Below are 497 nucleotides of genomic sequence, written 5' to 3' on the forward strand. Positions count from 1 at the left end.
ATCTGCGGCAGCGGCATGCGCGACGGCGAGCTCGACCACGCCACGTTCGTGCCGCTCCACTTCGTGAACGAGCGCTATGCCGGCTACCGCCTGGTGCGCGTGGGGCTCTCGGGCCTGACCCCGGCCGACCACCGCGAGGTCGGCCGCTGCATCGCCGAGGCGGCTTGCGACTTGGACCGCACCTGCGTGCTCGTGGCCTCGGGCGACCTGTCCCACAAGCTCAAGGAGGACGGCCCCTACGGCTTCGCGCCCGAAGGCCCCGTGTTCGACCGCACGGTCACGGGCCTCCTCGACGAGGGCGACCTCGAGGGGCTCTTCTCGATCGATGCGGCGTTCCGTGACGCAGCGGCCGAGTGCGGCCTGGGATCGTTCCAGATCATGGCCGGCGCCTTGGACGGCGTGCCCGCCACCCACGAGCTGCTGAGCTACGAGGGGCCGTTCGGCGTGGGCTACGCCGTGGCCGCCTTCGAGGTGCAGGGGCCGACGGGCGACGGTGC

General features: G+C 72.2%; 1 protein-coding gene. It reads left to right on the forward strand.

The features are described 5' to 3' along the window. Nucleotides 1–497 (forward strand): class III extradiol dioxygenase subunit B-like domain-containing protein (locus tag GPA_RS15265; protein WP_041240658.1); only part of this gene is annotated, 497 nt, incomplete at both ends.

This window comes from Gordonibacter pamelaeae 7-10-1-b, assembly GCF_000210055.1.
GTDB classification, from domain to species: Bacteria; Actinomycetota; Coriobacteriia; order Coriobacteriales; family Eggerthellaceae; genus Gordonibacter; species Gordonibacter pamelaeae.